Raw genomic sequence first — 22953 nt, forward strand, 5'->3', positions numbered from 1 at the left:
TAGCGGCTTTCCAACCGGTTTTTTACAGCCGTTTCTTCTGATTTTTTTACGACGAAGTTTTTTTTGTAACCCAAAGAACTGGTCGTGATAAAATCCAAAAATCTCTAATTCAAAGTGGATCTAAATTAAGGACCCGGTCAAATGATCGGCAATTGATTGAGGACATCCAGTTGCTTACCATTGATTCAGCTAAATATGAGGCAGGGCAGCTAACTAAACAGGCCCAGACCAGTAATGCTGCTTATAATCTCTTCGCAGGGCCGCGTATTGGCACCATTGGATGGAAAGAAAAATACTGGGATCAGGGTAAACAATATGAAATCGATCAGGATGGCAATGAAAAGCTCATTAACCAGGCCCATCACTTTACCTTTTTCTTTATAAAATCCATTGAATATAAAGATAATCCAGAAGGTATAGCTTTACTGAAAAAAGCTGCGTACCTAATTGACACTGATAATCCTCAAGATGTAGCACTTGCCAAGCTTGCAATTGAGTTAGGAAAGCAAATAAATGACGGTAAACAAGTTTGGAATAAATTACCTGAAGCAATTTATAAGGAGCTTAATGGTTAATGATTATAAAAAAGACTGCAATCCCAATAATTAGAATTGAAAATTGAATGCCAATAATTGTACTTATCAGTTTTAATAGTGGATTTTCTTTGTTTTTCAAAAAGCTTATCCAGGCTATAAAAGGACCTGTTATAAGGATGATAGCTTCAATGATTAAAACCGCTGGTCTTGAAATAGCAAACATCATAGAAGCAGCACTAATTCCAGCATCATAATCAGTACAACAAAGATTGGCATACAGAACCAATAAAAACATTGGTAAAAAATAAGCCAAACCTATCGTAAAAAACACAATGGATAACCAGAACCAAAGCTTTGGCTTTGCTAAAAGTATAGATGTCTTTTGTAAAATTTTCATATTTCCACTCTACTACAAGCCTACAATTCCTGTAAAAGCCTATATGCTCGGTTTTTTGCTTCTTAACCACTCTCCCAAGTTTGACGACTGGCTTGGCTCACTCTATCCGAGATGCGAAAAGGCCCCCTGGGGTACCTGATTCCCAGAGACACAACGGGAACATCAAGGTGGTCGAGGATGTCGGTTTAGTGTAATTGTACCTGGAAACGATAAGACGCTGCAATTGACAGCCCTCACTGATGCATTCCGAGGCACGTTCATGGACGGCACCCTCATGCTGAGGCATCCGGGCTTTGCCGGAAGAGGCGCAAGTGACGGTCCGTCCGTTTAAGGCTTGCACGATCCGGTCAGGGACAAGATTTCTGCTGCGCTCACCGTGGCGATATCCCGGTGTAAAAGGGTCGTGTCGGGGTGATTCAGCCCGTAGGTCTCCACAGCGTTCTGCTCCCATTCAATGGCCAGCAACACCCGGCCACCCGCCATTTTGATAGCCGACCGAAGAGCCTCCCGCCCCGCAAAAGGTGGAAACCACCGAAAGGGGCCTGAGTGACGTGCATCAGGCATGAAAACGTTCTCCACACGCCGGGCATTGCACCGGCTTTGTATCCTGAGCACTCATCCCCTCAGCGGTCAGCTCCGGCTCCGTATCGGGAAAGCTGGGTAAGGTGAACAGGATGTCAATTTCGGCGGGACGAAACCCGCTTAAATTCAGGTCAAAATCAAGTTCCTGCAACCGTTGCAGCTCCAGTCTCAACAAGTCCAGATCCCAGCCCGTATTTCAGGCACAGCTTGTTATGAGCCAGTATATACGCCTTCTTCTGCGCTTCAGATAAATGAGGCATCGGATAACAGGGACGGTCTTCAGACCCAGTTGGCGAGCGGCTAGCAACCGCCCGTGGCCTTCAATGATCACGTTCTTCTCATCCACTGCAATAGGGTCGTTAAAGCCAAAAGCCTGAATGGAGGCCGCAATTTGGGCCACCTGCTCAGGGGGATGCAGCTTCGCGTTGCCCGCATGGGGTATCAACTGCTCGACCGCAAGGGCTTCTACCCGCAACTCAGCCAGCGGCCCTTGCATCGCAAAAGTTTTCTCTATCATATTAATTGCCTTTAAATTTATTAATCAATAATAACCAGGCTCAACTATACCTGTTTTTAAAAAATAAACAATACTTTTTGAAGCATTGTTACATTCAGGGCTGAATGCCCCTATTTTTTTTAACAATTCCCACAGGTCTATCTTTTGGAGGCTTAATATTCGGCGGCCAACATTACCATCAACACTCGCTGGATTTGACTGGCATCGGCAGGGTCTTCGCTGCCATCGGTTCAAGTGAGGTCGTAGTAGGTACTTTCACCAGCCAGTCCCAGTCCACCGCCTTGTGAAACAACTGTGAAATCAACCGCCAGATACCCAGATACCGGTTGCTTGTATCCTGTGACAAACCTTTCTGGAGCAGGTGACGCTTGTCTGAGATATTCCGCCCATTCGACAAATCCAGATTCTCCAGGTAGTGCTGGGCGCCTTGCTCGAAAGCCAGTGAGGCCATTTGCGGTAAGTCCTTGTTTCTCCCCCCCTCATCCAGTGTCAAAAGTAGGTATGGCTGACACCCCTCCCTTGCAAATCCTTGCATTCTCCGTCTCGGTTGGCTGGCCGGGATGACCACTCAAGAAAGCCGAACCTCGGGCTCCCTTTTTATAAGCACGACTTTCAGCCCGATTTTCACGATCCTGATCCGGTAACGGCTGGGGTTTTCACCCCATCCCCTACCCTGAAAATCGGTTTTTTGGGGTTCAAAATCGGGTTTTTCCAGATCATCGTCCTCAAAACACCCAAAAAGCCTCCAAACACAAGGGAGGCTTCCAAAAAGAAGGTGGTGCCACCTCGGAGAATTGAACTCCGGACACGCGAATTTTCAGAGGGTTTTGTCGTTTCTAAAGATAAAAGTAGAATCCGCGAGACCTTAGTCACGCTTTGCTTTCAGCCGAATCATTATCATGCGCTGAAAAACTTATATTCTCGAAATTGACTGGTATCCGTCCCCATAACCTCCCATGATTTTCTTTTACCGAAGAAAGCAAACTTGGTAACGCTCAAACGCTCTGATTGACCGGCCTGCTTTAAAGTGCATTATGGGCAAGTCACACATCACAGGAAAATTCTGAATATGGCGACCTTTGTGCGGCTTGTCAAAGCCGCCCTTCATTCTCTTGCCCCGGGAGAGCGCATATCCGAACATGGCATCTGTTATGAACGTCTGCCGGGAAATGATGGACGTTATTCCATCCAGCTTCGCATCGACGGGCAGAAAGTTCATCGGGTAATCGGCAAGGAAAGCGAAGGAGCCAGCCGACAAAATGCCGAAGCCGTGATTGAACGGCTGAAGACCGAAGCCAGAGAGCATCGGCTGCAACTGCCCAAAGCCCGTAAGTCCGCCATTTCCTTCAAGGAGTTATCTTCGCAATACCTGGAACGCTTACGCCAAATCAACGGCAAAAATACCAAGCGCAAAGAGGAGCAGCTTCGGCTTCACCTGATTCCGTTTCTGGGCACGCCCCCTTGCGACCGGATTAGCAGTTTTGATATCGAGCGCTACAAGGCGCACCGGCAAAGATCAGGATCGGCTCTTGCGACCATTAATCGGGAACTGGCTACCCTGTCCCATCTGTATTCTTGCGCCAAATCCTGGGAGTGGATCAAAGAACGGCCTTTTCAGTTCAAAAAGTTTCCTGAAGTAGTTACCAGAACCACCTACCTGACCCCGGATCAGTGTCGAGCCCTTTTGGATGAAGGGATCCCGAACTTTACCTGTTTATCCGCCTCGGCCTGGCGACTGGAATGCGAGCATCCGAGATTCTCTCCATCCGCATCGGGCATATTGATCTGCCAAACCGGTGCATTTTTCTTCAACAGGCCAAGGCGGGGGCTAGAAATCAGCCGATTGGCTTAGATATTGCGGAGTACCTTGATATCTATCTCAAGCAGCATTGTTGTTTGCGTCAAGTCTGGCTCTTTCCCTCCAAAAGCTCCAAGAGTGGGCATCGAATGGGAATCCGAAAGTCCTTCATTGCAGCGGTTAAAGCAATTGGCCTGGATCCTGAGCTAGTCGTCCGCCACACCCTGCGGCATACGGTTGTCAGCCTGCTCATCCAATCCGGGGTCGACATCCATACCGTAATGAACATCACCGGCCACAAGACCCAGGAAACACCCGCCAGAGAAATCGAAACGGCAAGAAAGCGCCGGGCTGACGACATTACCCAGCAGGAGGAACGAAAAAATGGCCAAAAAATTGAGTGATCTGGACAAGCTCGAATCCCGGCTGATGGAAGAACCGGCTTTTGTCAATGAATACAAGGCCAGCAAGCCCTTTGCCGAGGTTACCATGCAAATCATCCGGGCCCGCTACGATGCCGGGCTGACTCAGCAGCAACTGGCCGAGAAGATCGGCACCCGCCAGTCCGTAATTTCCCGGATCGAGTCCTTTGACTACAGCGGGATGAATCTGCGGACACTTCAGCGAATTGCCGAAGCCCTGGGTCTGGAGGTGGATATCCAGCTCAAGCGTGTGGCGAGTTAAAATCTCAAAAAGCGCTTAAAACAATGTTTGTCACTGTAACCAGAAAACCGACCTCATAATGAAGTCGGTTTTTTATTGAAGAGACAGGGTGGCCCTCATATGTCCCCGGAAATTTCAGAAAAAAGTTGTCACACATCATCTGGAAAACCGCTGGGGGAAGGTGGTGCCACCTCGGAGAATTGAACTCCGGACACGCGGATTTTCAGTCCGCTGCTCTACCAACTGAGCTAAGGTGGCTTGGTGTGAATATCACAAAGCTATTAACCTCTAAAGGTGTGAGGCTGTCAAGCGGAGGGTAAACGTTGGTTTTTCAAGGTAGCGAAACGCTTACTGATAGCCAGTTGATATCCACTCACTTTGACTCGCCATTGCTCCGTCTCTAAACTCCGACAATCCCAGAAATGCCAATGGAATGTTTTTCTAAAAACAAGTAAATCAGGGGCTAAAAATTTTTTTGTCAGCCTTTGTATTGCCATTGATATTTTTATACTGAATGCCTGCCGGGACTGCCTTCTAGCAAATGGCATCAAAATTTACCGGCTATTTCGCTCCTTAACGTATTACCAGCTGGCATTTGTTGGGGTGGTTTGCTACTCTGACGTAGTTCGCAGCGTAATACCAATTGCGCCATATAAAACGGAACGAACAGCGAAACAATCTGCTAAAGTTCAGTGGGTGGGGGGGGGCTCTGTGAGTTGGGCTGGCGTGGGGAGAGGAAACAGTTTACGAACCAGATTGATTAACAGAAAAGCCAAAACGCACATGCTGGCCAAACACGCCACATAAATGGGCAAGTAGTTCACATACCAAACCGAAATTAACCCTCCAACCACACAAAGGCTGTAGAGGTACGTCACGGTCTTCACTTGACCCATTCCGGCCTTCAGGAATTGATGATGAATATGATCAGAATCGGCTAAAAATGGATTTTTACCTTTTAACAACCGGCGAAAAACCGAATAGGTAATATCCAGAAGCGGTACACTGAGAACAAACATGGGCAGCAACATAACCGCCACCTTTGTCTTCAAAACCCCGGTTACCGCAATACAGGCCAGTAAAAAGCCACAAAAAAGAGCCCCGCTATCGCCCATAAAAATACGGGCCGGGTGAAAGTTGTAAACCAGAAAACCCAGGCTGGAACCGGCCAGCAAAGCCGCCAGCAAAGCCGAGGAGGGCTGATTGGTAAACATGGCCACAATGGTTAGGGTTAAGGCTGATATGGTGGTGACCCCTGCCGCCAGCCCATCAATCCCGTCAATAAAGTTCATGGCGTTCATTAAGCCCACTAGCCAAATTACGGTAACTGGCAAACTTAAAGCGTTTAACACCAAGAGCTGAGCGCCGGGTAAATCCAGATTGTTAATCTGAATGCCCAAAAAGAAAGCGGTTAAAGCGGCCACAAACTGAATGGCCAGCTTCAAATAGGGGGACAGGTTAAACAAATCATCCAGCAAACCCAGGGTGAATACGATGGTGCCACCGGCCAAAATACCTGGCAGCGCATTGTTCAGCTCTGGCTTCCACCCTAGTAACACAATAGCGCCCAAGGCCAGCATAAAACCCAGCCAAATGGCGATGCCCCCCAATCTGGGAATGGGGTACTTGTGGATCTTCCGCTCTCCGGGCGCATCGTAATAACCGGCGGCAATCGCTTGCCTACGAACCAGGGGGACCAAAACCAGGCTTATGATTAAAGCCACTGCAAACCCACTCGCATTCAATAAAAATAGCGGATGGGATCCTTCCAGCTTAATGATGGCTGAGTGCCTCCGTTTTTAGAGGGGTATTCAATTCCGGGTACAAAGGAAACCGCTGGCTTAATGCCTGCACTTTCACACCCAAACTTTCTGTATTCTGACCCTTTTTCAACGCTTCGGCAATAATCCAGCCCAATTCTTTCATGGCAGGCACATCAAAACCACGACTGGTCAACGCAGGAGTCCCCAGTCTCAACCCGCTGGTAATGAATGGCGATTGCGGATCGTTGGGAATGGTATTTTTATTGGCCGTAATCTGAATCTCTTCCAGCAGGTTTTGAGCGGCCTTGCCAGTTAAGTTCACATTTCTCAAATCCAGCATCATCAAGTGGTTATCGGTGCCGCCGCTTACAATATTGATGCCGTTCTCTATCAGGGAATCCGCCAGCGCCTTGGCATTGAGAATGACTTGTTGCGAGTAGGTTTTAAATTCTGGAGAAAGGGCCTCTTTAAAAGAAACCGCCTTGGCCGCAATCACATGCATGAGCGGGCCACCCTGAATGCCGGGGAATACCGCTTTATCCACCGCTTTGGCATAGGCTTCCTGACACATCACCAATCCGCCCCGAGGCCCCCGTAAGGTTTTATGGGTGGTGGTGGTTACAAAATGACAATGGGGAACGGGACTAGGATGCAACCCACTGGCCACCAATCCGGCAATATGAGCGATATCGGCTAGCAGCAAAGCGCCCACTTCATCAGCAATAGCCCGAAATTTGGCAAAATCAATAATTCGAGAGTAAGCGCTGGCTCCGCACACAATCAGTTTGGGCTTTTCTCTGAGCGCGATTTCCCGCACCTGCTCATAATCAATCAAGCCGGTATCGGGATTCACGCCGTAGGCCACCGCCCGGAAAAACAATCCCGAAAAGTTGACCGGGGAACCGTGGGTTAAATGCCCCCCGTGGGATAAATCCATACCCAGAATAGTATCGTTTGCTTTTAGCCCAGCGGCCAAAAAGACGGCCATGTTGGCCTGAGCGCCACTGTGAGGCTGAACGTTGGCATGATCGCATCCAAACAGCGCCTTTACACGGGCAATGGCGATTTCTTCAGCGGTGTCCACAAACTCGCAGCCGCCGTAGTAGCGCTTGCCGGGGAGTCCTTCGGCGTATTTGTTTGTTAAAACACTGCCCATGGCCTGCATCACCGCCAAGCTGGTGAAGTTTTCGCTGGCGATCATTTCAAGGGTGTTTTGCTCCCGGTCCAGTTCGGAGGCAATGGTTTGAAAAATTTCAGGATCGGTCTGTTTTAACAAATCAAGGTTTAACATGTAGGCGTCTCCTTTGGGGCGTCCATCCGGCCTTTTGGCCTGTGATGAACTGGGTTATCAACTTGCATATCCGTCATCATATCCACCCGCTTTTGATGGCGTCCTCCGTCAAAGGGCGTCTCCAGCCAGGTTTCAATCAGGGTTAAGGCTAGTTCGGGGGCCAGGATGCGTCCCCCCAGGCACAGCACATTGCTGTTGTTGTGGTTACGGCTTAATATCACCGTATTGTGATCATGAGCCTCCACTGCCCGAATCCAGGGGAAGCGATTGACCGTAATGCAAACCCCAATGCCACTCCCACAGCAAAGAATACCGTAGTGGCCCTGCTGGGGGCTTTCAGACTGAACGGTTTGAACGGCTTCGGCCAGCCGGGTAGAAATGGCCGGATAGTCCACTGAGCCTTCATCCAGACAACCCACGTCAATCACCTCAAACCCTTTTTGAGCTAGGTAGGCCGCAATTTTTTGTTTCAGGGCAAAACCGGCATGATCGGAGCCTAGAACTATTTTTTTCATAGCTGTTTTTTCATAGCTCTCAAAAGTACGCCTTCCACACTGATGAAACGTCACAGTAAATGATACCGGGACTGAAATGCGATTAGTCTAGCACAATGACCCCACTTCTCAAAAGATGAACCGCATCCATCTGGCAGCACCCAAACCACCGTGGGCGCTGAACTTTCCAGCAAAACGGTCATACCTGGACTTGCCTATGCGGGGTCAAATCAAGACTGCTATTTTACCCGAATTCAGGGCATGACTATCACAGACGGTTAAGCACCATTAACAATGCAACGCCATGATTCGGGGATACACTTAACAAAACGCTGATTTTTCCGTAGCATAGAAGAAGAGTGCTACCGTTTAATAGAGAACGAATGTAAAGAACAGAGAGTTTTCGATGGCTTCGAATTCCAGGATTTTAATTACCGGCGGCTCCGGTTTTATTGGCAGTTGGCTGATTCGTCATTTGCTGAGCGCGCAAACACCCGTTGAAATTACCAACCTGGATTTATTGACCTATGCGGGCAACCCCGAGAACCTGAAAGACGTTCAGCATGATCCTCGATATCGCTTTGTGCAGGGGGATATCTGCGATGAAGCCCTAGTGGGGCGTTTAATGGCTGATGCTGATATTTGTGTGAACGTGGCCGCTCAAACCCATGTGGATCGCAGCATTAGCGGCCCCGGAGAGTTCATTAGAACCAACGTGCTGGGTACGCAGGTGTTACTGGAAGCGGCGCGTAACAACCGCATTCAAAAATTTGTGCACATTTCTACCGATGAAGTGTACGGCAGCATTGAAGGCACCCAGAAATTTACGGAAACCTCCCCGCTGGACCCCAGTAGCCCTTATTCCTCCAGCAAAGCGGCGGCGGACCTGATTGCGCTAAGCTACTGGAAAACCTACGGCCTGCCGGTTTGCATTACCCGTTGCACCAACAACTACGGGCCAAACCAGTACCCGGAAAAGTTAATTCCCCTGTTTATTCTGAACGCTTCCAACGATCAGCCGGTGCCCGTATATGGCGACGGGTTGAATGTGAGAGACTGGATTCATGTGAAAGACCACAGCGCCGGGGTGAGCGCGGTGATTGAGCACGGTCAACCGGGTCAGGTTTACAATATTGGCTCGGGCAATGAATATAACAATCTGGAAATCACCCGCTTAATTTTGAAAACGCTGGGCAAACCGGAGCAACTCATTCGCTTTGTTACCGATCGCCTCGGGCATGACCGCCGTTACGCGCTGGATGCCACCAAAATTACCCGGGAATTAGGGTGGAGCAACACCATTGCTTTTGAACAGGGCCTGATGGAAACCATTGAGTGGTATCAAAAAAATGCCGAGTGGGTGGACGGGGTTCGCCAGCGTGAGCAACATCAAGTCGCCGCTTCGGTTTCGGCATGACCCTGAATTTAATCACCATACAACCGTCTCACAGTAAGGGTGTTTTGAATTATGGCCTTTAAAAATATTGTGGTGGTAGGCGCTTCCGGCATGCTGGGCCAAGCCTTAACCGGCTATTTAAGGGCCAAGGGCTACACCGTTTTTCCCACCACCAGCGAAACCCTGAACCTACTGGTGACTGAAGACGAGATGAAAGAAAAACTGGAGCCGTTTCAGCCGGAAGTGGTGATTCAATGCGCCGCCTTTACCAATGTAGACGGGGCCGAACGCGATCCTGATCTGGCAATGGCCATTAACAAAGATGGCACCCACAAGCTGGGGCTGGCTTCCCAAAGTCTGGGCGCTATTTTTGCCTACATTAGTACCGACTATGTGTTTGACGGGCTGAAAAACGAACCCTACTTGCCCACCGATCGGCCCAACCCCATCAACACTTACGGTTTATCCAAATATTACGGGGAACTGCTCACCTCTGAACAGCTGGAAGCCTATTACATTATTCGCACCAGTTGGCTGTTTGGCATTCATCGCAATAATTTTGTGCAATGGGTACTGGATCAGGCCCGCAGCGGCGGCACTATCAAGGCGGCAGAAGACTGGATAGGTACGCCCACCTGGACCGGCAATCTAGTGGTGGCCATTGAGAACATTATCAATTCCGGGGTCTACGGCACCTATCATGCAGCCGATTCAGGCGCCATTTCCCGATACCAGCAGGCCCTGCAAGTTTGCCATATGGCGGGCCTGCCCACCGATAACATTATTCGGGTCAATAGCGCCGATTTGGCCCTGCCCGCCAACCGGCCCAAGCAAAGTCCGCTGGCCTGCCCGGATTTAGCGGTTCCTAGCTGGGAAACCGGCTTTCAGGCTTACCTGTTACAGTACCAGCATCAATTAACGGCATCTTGAAAAACGTGATGAAAAAAAATAGCAAAGCCCCCCCAAATAAAAAAAATTCCCAAACCCCGCCTCAAAAACAAAAAGCCTCCAAAAAGTTCAAAAAATCGGGGGATCTGCATCCCAGTGTTTTGATTTCTGGCTATTATGGCTTTGACAATCTGGGGGATGAGCTGATTTTGAAGGTGTTGGTAGATGAGCTGAAAGCCCGTCAGGTCAACATTACGGTGCTGTCCCAAAACCCTAAAAAAACGGCTGAAACCTATGGGGTAAAAGCCATCAAGCGAACCAGCTTTATCGACGTGGTGGATGCGTTGACCCGCACTAATCTGTTTATCAGTGGGGGCGGTGGGTTGTTTCAGGATGTGACCGGCCCTATGAGCGCCCTGTATTATGGCGGATTGATTCATTTGGCCCGGTTTTTTGACGTGCCGGTGGTATTTTGGGCGCAAGGAGTGGGGCCTTTGAAAGGCAAATTATCCCAAAGCATGACCGCCTCGGCACTTAAAAAGTGTGAAAAAATTACAGTGCGAGACGAAAAAAGCGCCGCGCTGGTAGAAAGTTTAATGGGCCAAAAGCCCGATATTACAGCCGACCCGGTGTGGCTGCTGAAGGTCAACAAGCCTAAGGCGCTCAAAAGCGGAGCTAAGCAGAAGCCGGGCCGAAAGCTGGCCCCTTTTACGGAGTCGGCGGCTCCAACGCCTTGGCGGGTGGGGCTTTCCTTGCGCCCCTGGCACGAGCTGAGCGCTGACAAACTGGAGGCGCTGGCGGATTGCCTGAACGCTATGGCCGAACAGCGGGATGGCCCGGTGCAATTTATATTGCTTCCCTTTCAGAAAACAGAAGACACCGAGTTGCTGGAAAATTTTGCCAAGCGCCTGAATGTCAGTCGTCGTATTACGGTTGAAATGGTGGCGCCCATGGCGGTGCTTGAGGCGGTGGGCACCTGCGATATTTTACTGGGTATGCGGTTTCATAGCCTGATTTTAGGGCTGTTGTACGGTGTGCCTGTTTACGGCCTGACCTATGACCCCAAAGTGGCCTCCTTGCTGGCCATGTTTCATTTAAAAGGAACCAGCATCGCTACTTTAAAAACCATTAGCCCGGATGCGTTGAATGCGGCTTTTGCCCATTATCCCGACATTGATTTAAAGCCTTTTCGTGAGCAATCTCGCAAAAACCTGAAAGTTTTAGAGCAGTTACTGGAAATTCCCGAATCCAAACTGGTGTTATAGAACACTTTATCAGCCCAATTTCCGGGCTCATCCAGCTAGGGTATTTTAGGAGGCTGGCGCTGCACTGGGCGCTGGAACTCTTTATAATGAAACCAGTTCAGCTTTTTGGCACCAAACGTTCAATCAAAGGTCACTAACGGGGACATGAGATCGGGGTCGCATGCGGAAGCTCGTAAAATCTGGCCTTTTTTGGAACAAGCTTCCTCAACTGCTTAATTTGGCTCGCTATCGAATGCTTTCCACCCAGCAGGAAGCGGTTCTGGATTATGAGCCGTTGCACTTAAGCATAAACCCCCTGGAAACCTGGCCACAATTAGCGTTATCCCAAAGCACCCGACTGGAAACAGAAAATGCGAAGCTGGACAAGGACACCTTTCGCTTTTTACTGGAGCAAGTGCCTAGCATTCGAACCATCGAGTTTTCTTGTCAAAAGGCGGACCCTCTGGAAATGCCGGATTTATTCCGCCTGATTGATTATGCCTATCAGTTTAACGGCACCGAAAGCACCGTAATCACAGAAGGGTGGCATCTGGCTTCTCGCATGAGCGATATTTTATCCAGCCGTTTATCCACGCTGGTGATTCCATTGGGTGCCCATCGGCCTTCTCAATATTTCCGAATGACGCGCCGTCCCATGCAGCATTTTGTGACCTTAAAAAACATGATAGAAGAGCTTGTAAGGCTTAAGAAAAGTGAAAACCCCATGCTGGATATTGAGTTGGTCATGCGGGTTGATATCCACAATTACCGGGAAATGCCGGAGATGATCTCTTTTTCTGAAAATTTAGGGGTCAATGGCCTGCGGTTTGAAACCTACTATGATCCGGTACAGGATCCTTCGCTGGAGCGCACCTTATTTTCAGATATCAAGCCGGTGGTGCGCTTTCTGGAATGGATGCGCACCACCGTTCTGCCCGTCTCCCGGCTGTCGGTAGAATTGCCGCCCTTGCTGGATCGCGATATGCGTGAGCATCGGCATTGTCTGGATGCTTACAGTATTGTTTCGGTAGATGCTGAGTTGAATGTGTCGGGCTGTTCTCGCCATTTACTAACGTATCCGACCCTGGGCAAAATCTGGGATGAAAACTTTTTTAACAACCCTATGTACCAGTGGATGAGAGCCATTCATTGTAAAAATACCGCCTCCGAAATTCGGGAAGCCGTGCCGGTTGCTTGCCAGTCCTGCGCTCGGAATTTACCTAGAGACGGTTCCCCAAGTTGCGCGTTGAAATGATAAACCTTTTTAAGGCACGGCTACGCCTGTAAACAGAAAGATACCTTGGGTTTTGAGTTGTTTTGCTATAATATCAAGGCGTTGGATTCTGAGCACTGGGCTTGGTTATCGAGTTTCATAACAGGTCTAACGGAAGTTTTTAATGGACGGGGTCAACGAGATGATGGACTATACGGCGGTTTCCGCATATCCGCCAACTGAAGGCGCGGACAAAAGAAAAGCGGAGATGGGCAAACCAGAGTCAGGAAGTCCTTTCGCCAATCGCCCCGGAGCCGCAAGCGCATTGCCCGTGAACAATAATGGCACCTTTCAAATTTATCAACCGGCCCAACAGGACTATTCAACCTTTCAGTTTCGCCAACCGCTGGCCCCACCCCGTCCGGGTATTCCACAATCGCCTCAGCAACAAATTACCCCGCTGGGTTTATTGCCCGCCAATTTAGCCCAAATGGCAAATGGCAACCTTGAAAAACTGGCGGGCCAAATTATGAGCTTTTTTAACGGCAACCGAAAAGAAAAGCCCAGCGAAGAAGAGCGTTTGAACCGTCAACTCAATGATGCCTTTGGGGGCGGCTTGCTGGGCGAGGTTTTAAAGGTGGAAGAAGCCGCCAAAGGGCAAATGCAAGACGGCGGAGACAGTTAACACCGCTACCTGTCCCTGATTTGAACTTGCTTTGCTTACGCCACAAAAAAGCTGGTGACGTAATTCAGCAAGCGGAAAGCCAAAAAAGCATAGGCCGCGTTTTTGTGGAAAATCCGGCTGACCTCTTTGCCTTTTGCCAATCGGATGCCCGTGCCAATTTGAACCCAGTACAACACCAGCATAATGGCGGATACCAGCACATGAAAGTACAGCAGCCACTCACTCGCTGCCGTTGACACATCGGTTTGCAAGGTTTCAATGGCGTGTCGGGTCCACTCGATATAAAGCAGTAAAGAGAAATCAATGACAAAGGCAGAAACCATCAGCGGAATATGCACTTCCGCCCGTTTTCTGAACTTCCATCCCGCAAAAATCAGTAGTACAGCTACTGTTGAAACTACAATGAGCATGGGTGCATTCTAGTTTAAGGGAGCGGGGTATGCAAGGGCTTAATCACCCAAGGCAGCCTAGGGTTTTCTCTTTAACAGAAAGAAAACCCCAAAAAGCAGTAATTTGGGCAGTTGAAAGACCCTTCTAAAAGCCCGAGGCGCATTGATTCTGGATAGGCCGGAATGAATCCAGTCAAACGGCTTTGAAAGATGCCTGAAAAAGCTTTTACCGAGGGCCAGCTTGGCATTGATCAAATCTTTTAGCCCAGTGTAAATTTTACTGGATTTTTTGTTGGTGCCAATCATCAGGGCTTGCCGGGTTTTGGCGTCGTGCGCGTCGGGCAACAGATTTTTTACAAAGTCATCATACTGATCGGCCAGAACATCCAGAATCTCTTTGTTGTTTTTATCTTTTTTAATCTTTTTCCAGTCCCCGGACCAGGTTTCAGACATTTGAATCAGGTGGGTAAAAGGGTTGTTTTGGTTGGAAGCGTTTTTGCTGGCTTTTTCCACCAGAGCCCCACCCTTTTTGTTGGCCCAGTTGGCAACCGCAATACCGGGAAGCCCCAGCACCCAACCCACCACCGGAATGCTGAAAACCGCAGGCAAGGCCACATCGGGGATGTATTTAACCGCATAGCCTTTTAAATACTCTTTATTGCCGGGTTTATTCAAATGAGAAGCCAAGGTGGACAGTGTTTTTAACAGTCCCGGCTTTTCTGCCTCCTCTCCAAAGCGAACCTGAGCTTTGGCCAGTAAAGACGAACCAAAATCCCGCAACGCCACATTTTTGGGTGGGCTGAGCGGGTAAACCGGCTTTGGCTTTGGGTAAGTCGAACTGGGTGGTATCAAGGCAGGCCTTTTCTGTAGCAGATCATGGAATATGTCCGTGTGGCTATAAAACCCTGAGCATCAAAATTGTTGCGCCTTATTATAACGAAGTATTACGAAAATTTTCGATTCTCATCACACTCCCTTCAGTTTTGTGGAAACAAATCGATATTATTTAAATACAAACTATAAAGCGAAAAGCTTTCCCTTCAAGTCCAGGTAGCAACTGAGGAATTCCATATGGCTGGTGTGGTACTTAACTGTAAACGGTGCAACTCCATTTTTCAAAAAGTCACCACCAGTGTGAATTGCTCCGCTTGCGTGCGACTGGAAGAAGAACAAGTGACCCAGCTTTATCGACGGTTGCAAAAAAGCGCCAACGATGGCGGGATTAGCTTACAGGAGCTTTCCGCCGAACTCGACATCCCGGCTGAGGAGATTGAACGCTACTATCTGGACGGGAAACTGACCACCGGGGTGATGTTTCTGAAAACCCCTTGCCAAGGGTGCGGGGAAACCATTCGGGAAATTCAGCGAAAAGGGCGTTTCTGCGTCACCTGTAGCGAGGATACCGCCAATAAAGCGGGGGTTGAGGTCAAATACCTGCAATCCATTCAAAAGGAAGAAGAGGCAGAGCGTCGGCGTCAGGAGCAAATCAATTTGCTCAGAAAAAGCCAGCCTGTGAAAGAGCAGCCCCGAAAATTCGGGTTCACCCGTTCTGGCCAATAATTCATTATCTCAAGGCGTTTTTGGGCCAACCCATGCCAAATATGCGGCAATGGGATGGTCAAGACTGGGGAAAAGCAGCATAATAGAGGGTGGGGATAACGTGATGTTTGCGCTTTAGGGATGAGGGTTTTGATGAGCGATCCAGTAACTCGTGATTTGGCGGGGAAATCGGATGAAAAAGAGAGACTGGCCGTAGAAGAGGGACGGCGTTCGTATCGTCGTACCAGCGTGGCCGACCCCATTCATGGGTTGATTCAGTTTGACCGCAACGATCCTTCCCAAAACCTGCTGCTCAATGTAATGAACAGCAAAGCCTTTCAGCGGCTTCGGCGGGTGAAGCAAATGGGGCTGGCTGAATTTGTATTTCCGGGGGCCACCCATTCCCGGTTTGTGCATAGCATTGGTTCCGCCTCTTTAATGATGCAGGCCCTGGATCAGCTGAACCGCTCCCCTCATGGCAAAGCCTTGCTGGACAGTCATTACGGAACCACCAACATTCCACTCAGCCGATTGCTGTTGCTGGGCATTCTGGTGCATGACATTGGCCATGCCCCATTGTCTCACACCCTGGAGGATATTCTGGGGCTGGAAGCCCAGGGCTTGCTGCACGACAAGCACTGGAACCGAAAAATTCTGACCGAGGACAAGGAACTCCACCGAATCTGGAAGCGCTTTGGCGCCGATTTGCCTGAGGCCATGCTGAATTTTATGGGCGATGGAGCGCCCAAGCACTTTCTGGCCCAACTGGTGTCCAGCCAGCTGGATATGGATCGGCTGGATTATTTGCAGCGAGACAGCCACTTTTTGGGGGTTCAGTACGGGCGCATTGAGGCGGCTCGCATTATCGCCAACCTGGAAATTACCAAACTGCCCAATGGCAAAGAGGTGGTAGCGGTGCGGGAAGAAGCGGTGCCCGCCATTGAGCATTACCTGTTTGGTCGCCATCAGGCTTATAAAATGGCCTTGCACTCACTGGATAAAGCGTCTGAAGCCTTGTTGAAAAAAGTATTGCAGCGCTTTCAGTGGGCGCGTCAGCAAGGGATATCCACCGGGGCCCCCGCCGATGAACTCTACCAGCTGATGACCGACGGCAAATCGCTGACCACTGACCAGTACCTGCGCATGGATGACTGTTACCTGTGGGAAAAAATTAACCAATGGGCCAGCAGCAGCGAAGATAAACTGCTCAGTGATTTGGCTAACCGCATGCTGCGCCATAATTTACTCAAATTTGTGGACTTGGCCAAGTATGGTTTTGGCGGGGCCTCCGTTCAGGAGCTGGAACCGGTTTATGAAGCCCTGAAAGCCCATTATCAAAAACGGGGCCTGCCCATGGAATTTTGCTTTGAGGAAACCATTGTACATTCCAAGCCCATGTACCAGCCGCCCGATTACCGGGAACCCATCTGGATTCGCACCACTCGGGGCAACGTGGTGGATTTGCGGGAAGTGTCCTCTTTTTCGCTATCGGTTAAGCCCAAGGCCAACCTGAAGCATTTGCTGTTTGTGTGGGACCGGGATGCCATGAAGGTGCTGACCGAAGCGCTGGAGCATCACCTGCCCATTCCGCCTTTGCCCGATGAGGAGGATCAACTGGAGAACGAAGGTTGGTTATAATGATTTGCGGTTTGAAAAAACATTAAATCATCCTAAATATTTGGGGGGATTGGGTGATTAAACGTTGATAATACTGAAAATAGCACCGGTCAAAAATCCAGTTGGAAATACCTGTTTCCACCGGGTAACGACCGATAATTATTGAGATAGGGGACCACGGATCCGATGATCAATATGGACAAGCTGACCACCCAGGCGCAAGATGCGTTTGTGGATGCCCAAACCGTGCTGAAACGCTTTGAACAGAATCAGCTGGATGCCGAGCATTTATTGCTGGCCCTGATTGAAACTGAAAAAGGGCTAATTGCCAAAATTTTAAGCAAGCTGAATGTGGAAACCAAAGCCATGAGGCTGGAACTGGAAGCCCTGCTGGCCAAGCGTCCACGGGCCACCATTCATTCTCTAGAGTCCGGTCAGGTGTTTGTCACCCCCCGGTTGAACAAACTGTTGGAGGAGGCCACAGGTGAGGCCAATCGGCTTAAGGATTCCTACGTGAGCACCGAGCATATTTTGCTGGCCATGGTGGAAACCGGCGGTGAGGTTTCCGAGGTGCTGCGAAAAGCGAATATCAGCAAAAATAACATTTACGCCATTCTTAAAGAGATTCGGGGGGGGCGCAAAGTGGATTCTCCCAACGCGGAAGGCAATTACGAGGCGTTGGAAAAATACGGCAAAGACTTAACCGAAGTGGCCCGATCCGGCAAGCTGGACCCGGTCATTGGCAGACAGGAAGAAATTCGGCGGGTCATTCAGGTACTCAGTCGGCGCACCAAGAACAATCCGGTGCTGATTGGAGAGCCGGGGGTGGGTAAAACCGCCATTGTGGAAGGGCTGGCCTTACGCATCATTAACGGGGATGTGCCGGAAAGCCTGAAAAACCGCAAGCTGATTACCCTGGATATGGGGGCCTTGATTGCCGGGGCCAAGTTTCGGGGGGAATTTGAAGAGCGCCTGAAATCCGTGCTGAAGGAAGTTCAGTCTGCGGAAGGTGAGATTATTTTGTTTATTGATGAATTGCACACCGTGGTGGGGGCCGGAGCCACCGAAGGGGCCATGGACGCCAGCAACCTGTTAAAGCCCATGCTGGCCCGAGGGGAGCTGCATTGCATTGGTGCCACCACCATTAATGAATACCGCAAGTACATTGAGAAAGACGCCGCGCTGGAGCGCCGTTTTCAACCCGTTATGGTGAATGAACCTACCGTGGAAGACACCATTAGCATTTTGCGGGGCCTGAAAGAACGCTATGAAGTCCATCATGGGGTCAGAATCAAGGATTCCGCCATTATTGCCGCCGCCACCCTGTCGGCCCGTTATATCAGCGATCGGTTTTTGCCGGACAAGGCCATTGATTTAATTGATGAATCGGCCTCTAAAGTGCGTATGGAAATTGACAGCTTGCCTCAGGAACTGGATGAAATTTCCCGTCACCTCATGCAGCTGGAAATTGAGGCCGAAGCGCTGAAGAAGGAACAGGATGAGGCCTCTCGCGACCGATTGAGTAAACTGGAGCAAGAGATTGCCGGATTGCGTCAGCAAAAAGACAGCTTTGAAACCGCCTGGAAAGCGGAAAAAGAAGACATTAACGCCACCCAGCGCATTAAAGAGGCCATTGAGCAAACCAAAGTGGAAATTGAACGGGCCGAGCGGGAAACCGATTTGGCCAAGGCCGCTGAATTGAAATATGGCCGCCTGCGGGAATTGCAAACCCAATTGGTGGGAGAGGAAGTGCGCCTGACGGGCAGCCGAAAAGGCAACGGCAATGGCAAACCCATGCTGAAGGAAGAAATTGATGAAGAGGACATTGCCGAAATCATCAGCCGCTGGACGGGTATTCCCATTTCCAAATTGATGGAAGGGGAGGTGGAAAAACTGCTGAAAATGGAATCGTTTTTGCAAAAGCGCATTGTGGGTCAGGCCCAGGCGGTGCAAATTGTGTCGGAGGCGGTACGTCGGGCGAGGGCAGGCTTGAAGGATGAAAGTCGCCCCATTGGCAGCTTTATGTTTTTAGGGCCAACCGGGGTGGGCAAAACCGAATTAACCAAGGCCTTGGCCGAGTATCTGTTTAACGATGAAAACGCCGTAGTGCGAATTGATATGAGCGAGTACATGGAAAAACACGCCGTGGCTCGCCTGATTGGGGCGCCTCCCGGATATGTGGGCTACGATGAGGGTGGACAACTGACCGAAGCGGTACGCCGCAAGCCTTATTCGGTGGTTTTGTTTGATGAAATTGAAAAAGCCCACCCCGATGTGTTTAATGTACTGCTGCAAGTGATGGATGAAGGCCGATTGACAGACAGCAAAGGGCGCACCGTGGACTTTCGCAATACGGTGATTATTCTCACCAGCAATATTGGCAGCCCCATTATTCTGGAAGCACGCCTGAAAGGCAGTTTGGGGCAGCCTGACAACGATGAAGAATTGCGAGAACGGGTGATGGAAGAGGTGCGGGCCAGTTTTCGCCCCGAGTTTATCAATCGGCTGGATGACATTGTGTTTTTTGAGGCCCTGAAGCCGGAAGATTTGCGCCAGATTGTGGATATTCAACTGGGGCGTTTGCGTAAACTGCTGGCCAGCCGCAATATTGAGATGACCCTGAGCGAAGAGGCCAAGGATTATCTGGGGCGGCTGGGGTACGATCCCATTTATGGGGCTAGGCCTTTAAAGCGGGTGATTCGCAAGTACCTGGAAAACCCGCTGGCCACGCAATTACTGGAGGGCAGGTTCAAGGATGGTGATTTTGTGGAGGTGGTAGCAGACACCGATCATGACAAGCTGGTATTCACTCAAAAAACCGCCCCACAACCCACTCAAAAAGCGGGAGCAGCCAGCCAGTGATTGAAGTATCTCGTCTGAACGGCAGTATTTATTTTTTGAACCCGGACATGATTTTAACCCTGGAGGCCACCCCGGATACCGTGATTACCCTCACCAGCGGAGAAAAGCTGATGGTACGGGAATCACCGGCGGATCTGATCGATCGCTTTGTAGCCTTCAAGCGCCGCATTGTCAGCGAATTGCCGGAAATCAAGCCAACAGCGCCTTTATAAAACGCTTAGAGTCTAAAAATAAAAGAACCTAGGGCGCCTTAAAACGCTGCACAACCGACTGGCCTTCCGCTTCGGTAAACCCGTGTTGTTTCAAAATCTGGATCAATTCCACGGGATTGCCCCCAAGCCGCAGGTTGTCCTCAACCCAGCTGACCCAAGTTTCGGATAACACCAGCTCTGCGGGGGATTCCGGCAGATCAAGATCTAGAATATGCTGGGCCAGCACCCGGTCCATTTGGCCTTGATCAATTAAATGCTGCACCACGGCATGCCCGGAGTGGGGGTAAGGGAATAACTGGCATTGCGGCAGCGCCGCATAACGAAAGGCATGCAGGACATCCAGATTGACCGATTCTGTGGCCCCGGCATTGGGCTGAGTGCCAAAGAAAATCCGCAAATCCGACTGACAATGACGCTCCCGGAACAGCGTCGGTAAATCCAGATATTGAACCGGGGGCGGGTTCTCCTGTAAGTCCAGCATCACACTCAGCCAGCGCCGATCATGATAGGTCAGGGCTTGCGCCACAGTAAGAAAAGACAGCGGCCCAAACGAAAGAATGCGATCCACGTTCAGCAAAATACCAAATAAAATGGCCGCATAGCCGCCCATGGATTGCCCAATGGTGATCACCACACTGGGCTGAATCATGGCAATGACCTGGCCCAGGCTCTCGGCCACGGCATCCACATGCTGGCCCAGGCCGGGGATTTCACGATGGTACCACCCGTTGCTGCAATCCCGAACCAACACCCGGTTCAGGGGGCGCTGGGTGGTGGCTTCCAGCTTTTTTACCCGACCGTAAAAATCAAAGGCCGGACGAGCCTGCCAGTCCACAAAGCCAAAGCTAATCAGCAAAGGCGCTCCGGGGTGAATGGTATCAATCAGAAACGAGGCGTCGGTGTTTTCAACCAACGGGTTGGTTAAAGGGGTGACTGGAAACATGGTAATCCGCCCTCCCGTTTAGGCTAGGCCATTATGACAATAAGTCCGGGCGAAGGCGGCGGGTGCGTTCCTCGGATTGGGCCTTGCGCCATTGTTGAATGGCCGCATGGTTCCCGCTCAGCAACACATCGGGCACTTTTAGCCCTTTGTATTCCGCAGGGCGTGTATAGTGAGGGTGATCCAGCAACCCGTCATAAAAAGAATCCGCTTGCACCGAAGTGAATTTTTGAACGGCCCCCGGAAGCAGGCGGGTGATGGCATCCATCATGCTGAGGGCGGGAAGTTCTCCCCCGGTCAGCACATAATCGCCAATGGAAACCTCTTCAATCTGGGGAATCAATCCTTTAATCCGTTCATCAAACCCTTCATAATGCCCGCAAAAAATCACCAGTTGCTGGGCCTCAGACAGTTCCAGGGCGAAGGCATGATCAAAACGTCGCCCGGTGGGGGTTGTCATCAGCACCCGAGCGGGCTGTTGTAAGGGCAATAAGCTCTCAAAGGCGCTTTCCAGCGGCTGGCAAGTTAAAACCATGCCACTGCCACCCCCAAAGGGAGAATCATCCACCTTGCGGTGCGGATCGGTGGTGAAATCCCGGAAGTTAATGGCTTTCACCTCAATAACGCCCTGCTTGCAGGCCCGTCCCATAATGCTGGCAGAGGCGTAGGCGTCAATAATTTCCGGAAATAAGGTCAGAATGCTGAATTTCATGGGGAATGGCTACTGTTCCAGCCGTTCGGCAGTCACCGGCGCTGTAGACATCTCCAGAAAGTCGCTCAGCAAGTCAATGGTCACCGTCCTATTTTCCAAATCCACTTTTGGGAAAAAGCGATCGATAAAGGGAATCACCACAGTTTGCTCGGTTTCCTCAATCTGAATTTCCAGAAAATCAGAGCCGGTGGAAGAAAGCAGATCTTTGATCACGCCTCGCTTACGACCGTTTTCAGCGTCCACCACGTTCAGCCCAATCAGGTCATCCACCCAGAACTCATCCGCCTTTGGGAGGGGTAATTCGGCGATGTCCGCAAACAGGGTGCTGCCCACCAGAGGTTCCACGGCATTGCGATCTGGCACGCCCTCAAACCCAATAATGATTAAGGGGCCCTGTTCTCGGGCGGTTTTGATGGTGAAGTGCTGATGCTCTCCGGTTTTAACGTGCTTGAGGGTTAACTTTTGCCGGGGCTTGGCCCAGGCCGGATCATCAGAAGCCGGTCGCACCTTCAGATCGCCACGAACCCCGTGACAGCCCACGATTTTGCCGATTCTAACCAGTCGCTCGTTCATTTAGCCGTTAATGGCGGTAATCACGCCATCTTCCACCAGAATTTCAGCGTTTTGCAGGTGGTCATACAAGTTATCGCCAAGGCGTAGCTCCACGGTATTTTCCAGCATGCCGGTTACAATGAACTGTCCGTTTTCAATTTTGTCCAAATTGCCAAGCTCGGAAGAGATTTGCATTTTCAAGGAAGCCATTTGGCTGCGCTTTTGCTGGGCTTCCTGATTGAGTTGCTGCAACTGGCCCTGCACATTTTGACCCTGGTGGGCCATTTTTTCCAATTGTTGCAAAGAGTATTGAAACTGGGCTTCCAGCTGTTGTGACTGGGTGTCAATCAGTTTTAACTCATTATCCAGTTCACTTTTGGCCCGAACTCTAAAATTGTCGGTCACCTTGGTTTTTACGGTAATTTGGCGCTTGAGTTGAATGCTATGGTTGGAAGTCATAGGGGCGGCCTCAGTTAATGTGTCCATTGCTTTGTCTACTGTGGATTGCATCATGCGGTGGGAACCTTTAATCCAATGAATGAGTCCATTCTATCAGAAGCCAACGTGAATGTGCTTGAAACCACCATGCCTGCTTACGGTTGCTGTCGCATTTCCACTGTGCGAAAATACCCGGTAGTAATAACTGGTTTTGAATAAGATCCC

Annotated in this window: 28 protein-coding genes and 1 tRNA gene; 14 read left to right on the plus strand and 15 right to left on the minus strand. The window is 50.1% G+C overall.

Going from position 1 to position 22953, the window contains the following annotated elements; all coding sequences use genetic code 11:
• Positions 1–170: 170 nt before the first annotated feature.
• Positions 171–575 (plus strand): hypothetical protein, encoded by a 405-nt coding sequence (locus tag ACEW81_RS11425; protein ID WP_373533116.1) that lies wholly within the window; start codon positions 171–173, stop codon positions 573–575.
• Here ACEW81_RS11425 and ACEW81_RS11430 read toward each other — a convergent pair.
• The 5 genes from ACEW81_RS11430 to ACEW81_RS11450 form a co-directional block, all read right to left on the minus strand.
• On the minus strand, positions 565–933 hold the full coding sequence (locus ACEW81_RS11430) for a hypothetical protein (protein WP_373533117.1): 369 nt from the start codon (positions 931–933) through the stop codon (positions 565–567). The two genes, ACEW81_RS11425 and ACEW81_RS11430, sit on opposite strands and share 11 nt — an antisense overlap.
• 327 nt (positions 934–1260) lie before the next feature.
• A complete protein-coding gene (locus ACEW81_RS11435; RefSeq protein WP_373533118.1) occupies positions 1261–1497 on the minus strand; it encodes a DNA cytosine methyltransferase in 237 nt (78 codons plus the stop codon).
• A complete protein-coding gene (locus tag ACEW81_RS11440) occupies positions 1490–1690 on the minus strand; it encodes a hypothetical protein (RefSeq protein ID WP_373533119.1) in 201 nt (66 codons plus the stop codon). The genes ACEW81_RS11435 and ACEW81_RS11440 overlap by 8 nt, the downstream gene beginning before the upstream one ends.
• A 21-nt stretch (positions 1691–1711) precedes the next feature.
• Complete coding sequence (locus ACEW81_RS11445) at positions 1712–2032, minus strand: ParB/Srx family N-terminal domain-containing protein (RefSeq protein ID WP_373533120.1); 321 nt, start codon at positions 2030–2032, stop codon at positions 1712–1714.
• A 178-nt stretch (positions 2033–2210) separates the two neighbouring features.
• Positions 2211–2483, minus strand: a complete 273-nt coding sequence (locus ACEW81_RS11450; RefSeq protein WP_373533121.1) for a hypothetical protein — start codon at positions 2481–2483, stop codon at positions 2211–2213.
• Between the two features lie 618 nt (positions 2484–3101).
• On the opposite strand from ACEW81_RS11450, the gene ACEW81_RS11455 reads away from it, so the two are divergent.
• The 3 genes from ACEW81_RS11455 to ACEW81_RS11465 are packed head-to-tail and all read left to right on the plus strand — an operon-like array spanning position 3102 to position 4514.
• Positions 3102–3884 (plus strand): hypothetical protein, encoded by a 783-nt coding sequence (locus tag ACEW81_RS11455; RefSeq protein ID WP_373533122.1) that lies wholly within the window; start codon positions 3102–3104, stop codon positions 3882–3884.
• The gene (locus ACEW81_RS11460) at positions 3773–4234 is read left to right on the plus strand and encodes a tyrosine-type recombinase/integrase (protein WP_373533123.1); all 462 of its coding nucleotides are present in this window, start codon (positions 3773–3775) and stop codon (positions 4232–4234) included. Before ACEW81_RS11455 ends, ACEW81_RS11460 begins: the two co-directional genes overlap by 112 nt.
• A complete protein-coding gene (locus tag ACEW81_RS11465; protein ID WP_373533124.1) occupies positions 4215–4514 on the plus strand; it encodes a helix-turn-helix transcriptional regulator in 300 nt (99 codons plus the stop codon). Before ACEW81_RS11460 ends, ACEW81_RS11465 begins: the two co-directional genes overlap by 20 nt.
• Positions 4515–4675: 161 nt before the next feature.
• Here ACEW81_RS11465 and ACEW81_RS11470 read toward each other — a convergent pair.
• From ACEW81_RS11470 to rpiB, 4 genes are all read right to left on the minus strand, one after another.
• Positions 4676–4751 (minus strand) — tRNA-Phe (locus ACEW81_RS11470).
• Between the two features lie 431 nt (positions 4752–5182).
• Positions 5183–6217 carry a glycosyltransferase family 4 protein gene (locus tag ACEW81_RS11475; RefSeq protein WP_373533125.1) on the minus strand — a complete coding sequence of 345 codons (1035 nt, stop codon included), beginning with the start codon at positions 6215–6217 and terminating at the stop codon, positions 5183–5185.
• 49 nt (positions 6218–6266) lie between these two features.
• Positions 6267–7547, minus strand: coding sequence for a serine hydroxymethyltransferase (glyA, locus tag ACEW81_RS11480; protein WP_373533126.1), 1281 nt, complete (start codon positions 7545–7547; stop codon positions 6267–6269).
• Positions 7541–8062, minus strand: a complete 522-nt coding sequence (gene rpiB, locus ACEW81_RS11485) for a ribose 5-phosphate isomerase B (RefSeq protein WP_373533127.1) — start codon at positions 8060–8062, stop codon at positions 7541–7543. Before rpiB ends, glyA begins: the two co-directional genes overlap by 7 nt.
• A 385-nt stretch (positions 8063–8447) precedes the next feature.
• Here rpiB and rfbB point away from each other — a divergent pair, with 385 nt between their 5' ends.
• The 5 genes from rfbB (at position 8448) to ACEW81_RS11510 (ending at position 13467) form a co-directional block, all read left to right on the plus strand.
• Complete coding sequence (rfbB, locus tag ACEW81_RS11490; RefSeq protein ID WP_373533128.1) at positions 8448–9458, plus strand: dTDP-glucose 4,6-dehydratase; 1011 nt, start codon at positions 8448–8450, stop codon at positions 9456–9458.
• 51 nt (positions 9459–9509) lie between these two features.
• Entirely contained in the window at positions 9510–10367 is an 858-nt protein-coding gene (rfbD, locus tag ACEW81_RS11495) for a dTDP-4-dehydrorhamnose reductase (protein ID WP_373533129.1), read from the plus strand.
• Between the two features lie 8 nt (positions 10368–10375).
• Entirely contained in the window at positions 10376–11590 is a 1215-nt protein-coding gene (csaB, locus tag ACEW81_RS11500) for a polysaccharide pyruvyl transferase CsaB (protein WP_373533130.1), read from the plus strand.
• Between the two features lie 160 nt (positions 11591–11750).
• Positions 11751–12824, plus strand: a complete 1074-nt coding sequence (locus tag ACEW81_RS11505; RefSeq protein ID WP_373533131.1) for a hypothetical protein — start codon at positions 11751–11753, stop codon at positions 12822–12824.
• A 160-nt stretch (positions 12825–12984) separates the two neighbouring features.
• A complete protein-coding gene (locus ACEW81_RS11510; RefSeq protein ID WP_373533132.1) occupies positions 12985–13467 on the plus strand; it encodes a hypothetical protein in 483 nt (160 codons plus the stop codon).
• A gap of 35 nt (positions 13468–13502) precedes the next feature.
• On the opposite strand, the gene ACEW81_RS11515 is transcribed toward ACEW81_RS11510, so the two are convergent.
• Together ACEW81_RS11515 and ACEW81_RS11520 are read right to left on the minus strand one after the other, a co-directional pair.
• A complete protein-coding gene (locus ACEW81_RS11515) occupies positions 13503–13877 on the minus strand; it encodes a hypothetical protein (RefSeq protein ID WP_373533133.1) in 375 nt (124 codons plus the stop codon).
• 57 nt (positions 13878–13934) lie between these two features.
• Positions 13935–14708 (minus strand): hypothetical protein, encoded by a 774-nt coding sequence (locus ACEW81_RS11520; protein WP_373533134.1) that lies wholly within the window; start codon positions 14706–14708, stop codon positions 13935–13937.
• A gap of 219 nt (positions 14709–14927) precedes the next feature.
• On the opposite strand from ACEW81_RS11520, the gene ACEW81_RS11525 reads away from it, so the two are divergent.
• The 4 genes from ACEW81_RS11525 to ACEW81_RS11540 all read left to right on the plus strand — a co-directional run bounded on the left by ACEW81_RS11525 (position 14928) and on the right by ACEW81_RS11540 (position 20086).
• Complete coding sequence (locus ACEW81_RS11525) at positions 14928–15416, plus strand: hypothetical protein (protein ID WP_373533135.1); 489 nt, start codon at positions 14928–14930, stop codon at positions 15414–15416.
• A 132-nt stretch (positions 15417–15548) separates the two neighbouring features.
• The gene (locus ACEW81_RS11530) at positions 15549–17033 is read left to right on the plus strand and encodes an HD domain-containing protein (protein WP_373533136.1); all 1485 of its coding nucleotides are present in this window, start codon (positions 15549–15551) and stop codon (positions 17031–17033) included.
• Between the two features lie 165 nt (positions 17034–17198).
• The gene (gene clpB / locus ACEW81_RS11535) at positions 17199–19874 is read left to right on the plus strand and encodes an ATP-dependent chaperone ClpB (protein ID WP_373533137.1); all 2676 of its coding nucleotides are present in this window, start codon (positions 17199–17201) and stop codon (positions 19872–19874) included.
• Positions 19871–20086 carry a flagellar FlbD family protein gene (locus ACEW81_RS11540; RefSeq protein ID WP_373533138.1) on the plus strand — a complete coding sequence of 72 codons (216 nt, stop codon included), beginning with the start codon at positions 19871–19873 and terminating at the stop codon, positions 20084–20086. Before clpB ends, ACEW81_RS11540 begins: the two co-directional genes overlap by 4 nt.
• A gap of 28 nt (positions 20087–20114) precedes the next feature.
• Here the strand turns inward: ACEW81_RS11540 and ACEW81_RS11545 are convergent, their stop codons facing one another.
• From ACEW81_RS11545 to ACEW81_RS11560, 4 genes are read right to left on the minus strand one after another with little or no spacing between them, the layout of a single operon-like run.
• Positions 20115–21029, minus strand: a complete 915-nt coding sequence (locus ACEW81_RS11545; protein ID WP_373533139.1) for a hypothetical protein — start codon at positions 21027–21029, stop codon at positions 20115–20117.
• A 31-nt stretch (positions 21030–21060) separates the two neighbouring features.
• Complete coding sequence (gene trmD, locus ACEW81_RS11550) at positions 21061–21738, minus strand: tRNA (guanosine(37)-N1)-methyltransferase TrmD (RefSeq protein ID WP_373533140.1); 678 nt, start codon at positions 21736–21738, stop codon at positions 21061–21063.
• A 9-nt stretch (positions 21739–21747) separates the two neighbouring features.
• Entirely contained in the window at positions 21748–22311 is a 564-nt protein-coding gene (gene rimM / locus ACEW81_RS11555) for a ribosome maturation factor RimM (RefSeq protein ID WP_373533141.1), read from the minus strand.
• Entirely contained in the window at positions 22312–22803 is a 492-nt protein-coding gene (locus ACEW81_RS11560) for a YlqD family protein (protein ID WP_373533142.1), read from the minus strand.
• 21 nt (positions 22804–22824) lie between these two features.
• Between ACEW81_RS11560 and ACEW81_RS11565 the strand changes: the two genes are divergently transcribed.
• Entirely contained in the window at positions 22825–22947 is a 123-nt protein-coding gene (locus ACEW81_RS11565) for a hypothetical protein (RefSeq protein WP_373533143.1), read from the plus strand.
• Positions 22948–22953 lie beyond the last annotated feature (6 nt).

It is taken from the genome of Vampirovibrio sp., assembly GCF_041737375.1.
GTDB lineage: Bacteria > Cyanobacteriota > Vampirovibrionia > Vampirovibrionales > Vampirovibrionaceae > Vampirovibrio.